The 4,135-nt window shown below is 70.0% G+C and carries 4 protein-coding genes; all 4 read right to left on the bottom strand.

The window, feature by feature from the left end; translation table 11 throughout:
* Nucleotides 1–95 precede the first annotated feature (95 nt).
* The 4 genes from ACFW2E_RS00020 to ACFW2E_RS00005 all read right to left on the bottom strand — a co-directional run bounded on the left by ACFW2E_RS00020 (nt 96) and on the right by ACFW2E_RS00005 (nt 4,035).
* Nucleotides 96–1,268 (bottom strand): acetoin utilization protein AcuC, encoded by a 1,173-nt coding sequence (locus tag ACFW2E_RS00020; protein WP_384458807.1) that lies wholly within the window; start codon nt 1,266–1,268, stop codon nt 96–98.
* Nucleotides 1,219–2,436, bottom strand: coding sequence for an MFS transporter (locus ACFW2E_RS00015; protein ID WP_384458804.1), 1,218 nt, complete (start codon nt 2,434–2,436; stop codon nt 1,219–1,221). Before ACFW2E_RS00015 ends, ACFW2E_RS00020 begins: the two co-directional genes overlap by 50 nt.
* A gap of 139 nt (nt 2,437–2,575) precedes the next feature.
* Entirely contained in the window at nt 2,576–3,298 is a 723-nt protein-coding gene (locus ACFW2E_RS00010) for a VC0807 family protein (protein ID WP_384458801.1), read from the bottom strand.
* 92 nt (nt 3,299–3,390) lie between these two features.
* On the bottom strand, nt 3,391–4,035 hold the full coding sequence (locus tag ACFW2E_RS00005) for an HAD family hydrolase (protein WP_384458798.1): 645 nt from the start codon (nt 4,033–4,035) through the stop codon (nt 3,391–3,393).
* Nucleotides 4,036–4,135: the final 100 nt, after the last annotated feature.

Raw genomic sequence — 4,135 nt, 5'->3', positions numbered from 1 at the left:
CGCGGGGCCGAAGGGGCGGCCGCCCCCGGGACGGGACGGGCAGGGGCGGCGGGGGGCGAGAACCCCAGCCCAACCCCCAGCCCCCCGCCCACCTCCTAGGCCAACAACCCCCGCAACGGGAACACCGCCCGCCGCACGGCCAACACGGCCTGGTCCAAGCGATCGGCCGGGTCGTACCCCGCCTCCCAGTCCGCCCAGGACACAGGCCACCGCCCATCGGTCATCCGCGCCGGCGCCAACTGCCGCGTACGGGCGAAGACCTCCTGCCGCCACCCCTCCGGAATCACCGTCTCGGGCGCGATCTCCCGCCCCGCCGCGATACCCACCAGATGCGTCCACGACCGCGGCACGACCTCCACCACCGCGTATCCGCCACCACCGAGCGCGACCCACTTCCCGTCCGAGTACTCGTGCGCCAGGTCGTGACAGGCCACCTGCACGGCCCGCTGCGCATCGAGCGAGACGGCGAGATGAGCCAACGGATCCTCGAAGTGCGTATCGGCCCCGTGCTGGGTCACCAGCACCTGCGGCCGGAAGTCGGCCAGCAGCTCGGGCACCACCGCGTGGAACGCCCGCACCCACCCCGCGTCCCCGGTCCCCGCCGGCAACGCCACGTTCACGGCGGACCCCTCCGCCGTCGCCGCCCCGGTCTCCTCCGGCCACCCGGTCTGCGGGAACAACGTACGCGGATGCTCGTGCAGCGAGACCGTCAGAACCCGCGGATCCTCCCAGAAGGCGGCCTGCACCCCATCCCCGTGATGCACGTCGACGTCCACATAGGCGACCCGCTCCGCCCCCAGCTCCAGCAGCCGCGCGATCGCCAGCGAGGCGTCGTTGTAGACGCAGAACCCCGACGCAGAACCGGGCATCGCGTGGTGCAGCCCGCCCGAGAAGTTCACCGCGTGCAGCGCGTCCCCGCGCCACACGGCCTCCGCCGCCCCGACCGACTGCCCCGCGATCAGCGCGGACACCTCGTGCATGCCGGCGAACGCGGGATCGTCCATGGTCCCCAGCCCGTACGCCCCGTTCGCCGAGCCCGGATCCGCCGACGCGGCCTTCACCGCCTCGATGTAGTCCTCCCGGTGGACGAGCCGAAGCGTCGACTCCCCCGCGGGCTTCGCCGAGACGACGTCCATGTCCCGGTCGAGCCCGAAGGCCCCCACCAGCTTCCGGGTCAGCACCAGCCGGACCGGGTCCATCGGATGGTCCGGCCCGAAGTCATAGCCCGTTACTGCCTCGTCCCACATCAGCTGTGCGCGGCCGCTCATGCCCGCCACCGTATCGGTCCGGTTGAGCCGCGAACGACCGGGCGTACGCCAACGTCACCAGCACCAACACCATCGGTACGAGCATGGCCCCGCGGTAGCTCCACGCGTCCCCCAGCGCCCCCACCAACGGGGAACCGACCAGGAAACCGACGTAGTTGAAGATGTTGAGCCGCGCGATGGCCACGTCCGACGCACCCGGGAACAGCCGCCCCGCCGCCGCGAAGGTCTGCGGCACCAGGACGCACAACCCCAGCCCCAGGAGGGTGAACCCGAGCATCCCGACCCAGGCGCCCGGCGCCACGGACACCACGGCGAACCCGAGCGCCGCCACCAGCGCCCCCAGCCGTACGACCGCCACCGCCCCGAACCGCCGTACCCCGAAGTCCCCGATGGCCCGCCCCAGCAGCGTTGTCACCATGTACACGTTGTACGGAACCGTCGCCAGCTGCTCCGAGCTCCCCAGCACGTCCTGCAGGTACTTCGCGCTCCAGTTGGAGACGGTCGAGTCCCCGATGTAGGCGAAGGTCATCACCAGGCACAGCGGCAGGAGCAGCTTGAACACGACGCCCCCGCCCGCGGTCTTCCCCTGCCCCTCCTCCGCAGGCGCCGGATCCCCGTCGACGTACCACCGGCTCCCGACGAGGGCCGCCGGCAGCAGCACGGCCACCACCGGCAGGTAGGACACCCACAGCGCCAGATGCCAGTGCGCGCCCACCCAGGCCAGCGAGGCGCCCACGATCCCGCCCAGGCTGTACACGGCGTGGAAACTGAGCATGATGCTGCGCCCGTACGTCCGCTGCAGGCTCACCCCGAGCATGTTCATCGAGGCGTCCAACGCACCGACCGCGAGTCCGAAGGCGGCCAGGGCCGAGCCGAGTCCGGCCAGCTGTCCGCCCGCGCCCACCCCGAGCAGCGCCAGCAGCACCACCGGCTGGGACCAGCGCAGCAGCCGACTGGGCCGTATTCGCCTCACCAGCTGCTCGGTCGTCACGCTGCCGACACCGGCGAGGATCGGCACGGCGGCCAGGAAGACGGGGAGCAACGCGTCGGAGACGCCGTACCGGTCCTGGATGGCCGGGATACGCGTCACGAGCAGTGCGAAGGTGGCGCCCTGAGCGAAGAAACTGAACGCCAACGAGGCCCTGCCGCGCCGCAGCACATCTGTCATGGCGGCGAGCGTAGGGCCCCGGCGTACTCGTGGGTAGATCCAGCCAAAGATGAATTTCCCTCAGCTTTACTTTCGGTGTCACGCACCCCGTGCCGCTGGAGGTCAGGCGGGCAGGGCATTCCCCAGCCCGTAGCTCCCGTTAGGCGGCGACGGCGACCTGGGTGCTCCCGGACTCGGCGCTCGCGGACTCGGCGTCCTTCACCTCGTCGGAGATCATGGCCTCCATCGGCCCGGCACCGAGAGCGCCGCCGACCACGATCCCGATCACCACCGCGACGGCCAGGACGACCCCACCGAGCCAGACCATGGTGTCCACCGGGACCGTGTACGCGCCCACGACCCGCGCCACGCACTCGGCCAGCAGCACCCCGCCCCAGACCAGCGAGAAGGCCCGCTCCCTGCGCCGGAAGTCGGCCGAGCCGGCCGCGGTGCCCGACATCAGCCGCTCCCAGGCGGCCTCCTTGCCCGCGTCGCCCTTCACCAGGAAGGGCTTCAGCCCCGCGGTCATCATCGGCCTGCCGAGCACGACGGAGACCAGGATCCCGATCGCGACGGTACTGCTGACCCCGCTGTCCTTGGCCAGCATCAGCCGCGGGTCACCGGAGACGAAGCTGAGCAGCAGGGAGACCACGTTCACGACGAGGATGAGGCCGGCCAGTGCGTTGGTCTTCCGCTCCTTGAGCGCGCTCCAGCCGGTCCGCAGGGCGGGCACCACGCTGCTCCAGGCGAGCGCCGCGAAGGTGCTCATCCCGAAGCCGTCCTTGAACAGGTAGTACGAACCGAGCGGCACCGCCACGTCCACGATCAGCGGAGCGAAGTTCTTCAGCGTGCTGTGGCCCTGGGAACCCGTGTTCGTCGTCATGCCCCCAGCTTCGCCGCCGGGGCGGGTCGTCCAGTAGAAACGATCGTCCGGAGCTCCGCATGACAAATGTCAGTGCGGGACGCCTACTCGGGTCATACCAGCAGGTCAGCCAACTTGCTCATGTCAGCGAAGAGTTGACCCGCCTGGCTGAGCCTCGACGCGGGCGTCATGGCGGTGAATCCGCAGACGTCCATCCCTGCCGCCACGGCCGCCTGTACGCCCAGTGGACTGTCCTCCACGACCACGCACCGCTCCGGCGCGACTCCCATACGCTCGGCCGCGTACAGGAAGAGGTCGGGCGCCGGCTTGCCTCGTCCCACATCCTGCGAACTGAAGATCCTCGACTCCTCGAACCAGCGGTCCAGTCCGGTCGTCCGGTGCCCCACCCGGATCCGCTCATGACTCCCGGAGGACGCCACGCAGTACGGCACCCCGTCCGCCGTCAGCTTCTCCAGCACGTCGGCGACACCGGCCACGGGCCTCAACTCCCGCTCGAACGCGGCGAACACGCGCGCGTGGAAGACGTCGTCGAAGTCCTCCGGCAACCGCTGCCCCGTGCGCTCCAGGACGAGCTCGTGGATCCGGTGCATGGCGGATCCCATGTAGTCACGAATGGAGTCCTCGTACGAGGTCGGGTGCCCGAGCTCGGTCAGATGGGCGGCCAGCAGTCTGTTGGAGATGGGCTCACTGTCGACGAGCACACCGTCGTTGTCGAAGATGACGAGGTCATAGCGCATGACTTCGAGCCTAAACGTTGCCGAAAACAGAAAACCCCCGCACCGAAAGGTGCGGGGGTTTCCTCAAAATTTGTTCGGCGGCGTCCTACTCTCCCACAGG

Source organism: Streptomyces sp. NPDC058964 (assembly GCF_042741275.1).
Lineage (GTDB): Bacteria > Actinomycetota > Actinomycetes > Streptomycetales > Streptomycetaceae > Streptomyces.
Note: the sequence above shows the minus strand (reverse complement) of the source record. Positions and strands in the feature narration are given on the sequence as shown.

Excerpts from the sequence above, each read along its gene's own strand:
- ACFW2E_RS00020 (WP_384458807.1), bottom strand. The coding sequence starts at position 1,268 with ATGAGCGGCCGCGCACAGCTGATGTGGGACGAGGCAGTAACGGGCTAT.
- ACFW2E_RS00015 (WP_384458804.1), bottom strand. The coding sequence starts at position 2,436 with ATGACAGATGTGCTGCGGCGCGGCAGGGCCTCGTTGGCGTTCAGTTTC.
- ACFW2E_RS00010 (WP_384458801.1), bottom strand. The coding sequence starts at position 3,298 with ATGACGACGAACACGGGTTCCCAGGGCCACAGCACGCTGAAGAACTTC.
- ACFW2E_RS00005 (WP_384458798.1), bottom strand. The coding sequence starts at position 4,035 with ATGCGCTATGACCTCGTCATCTTCGACAACGACGGTGTGCTCGTCGAC.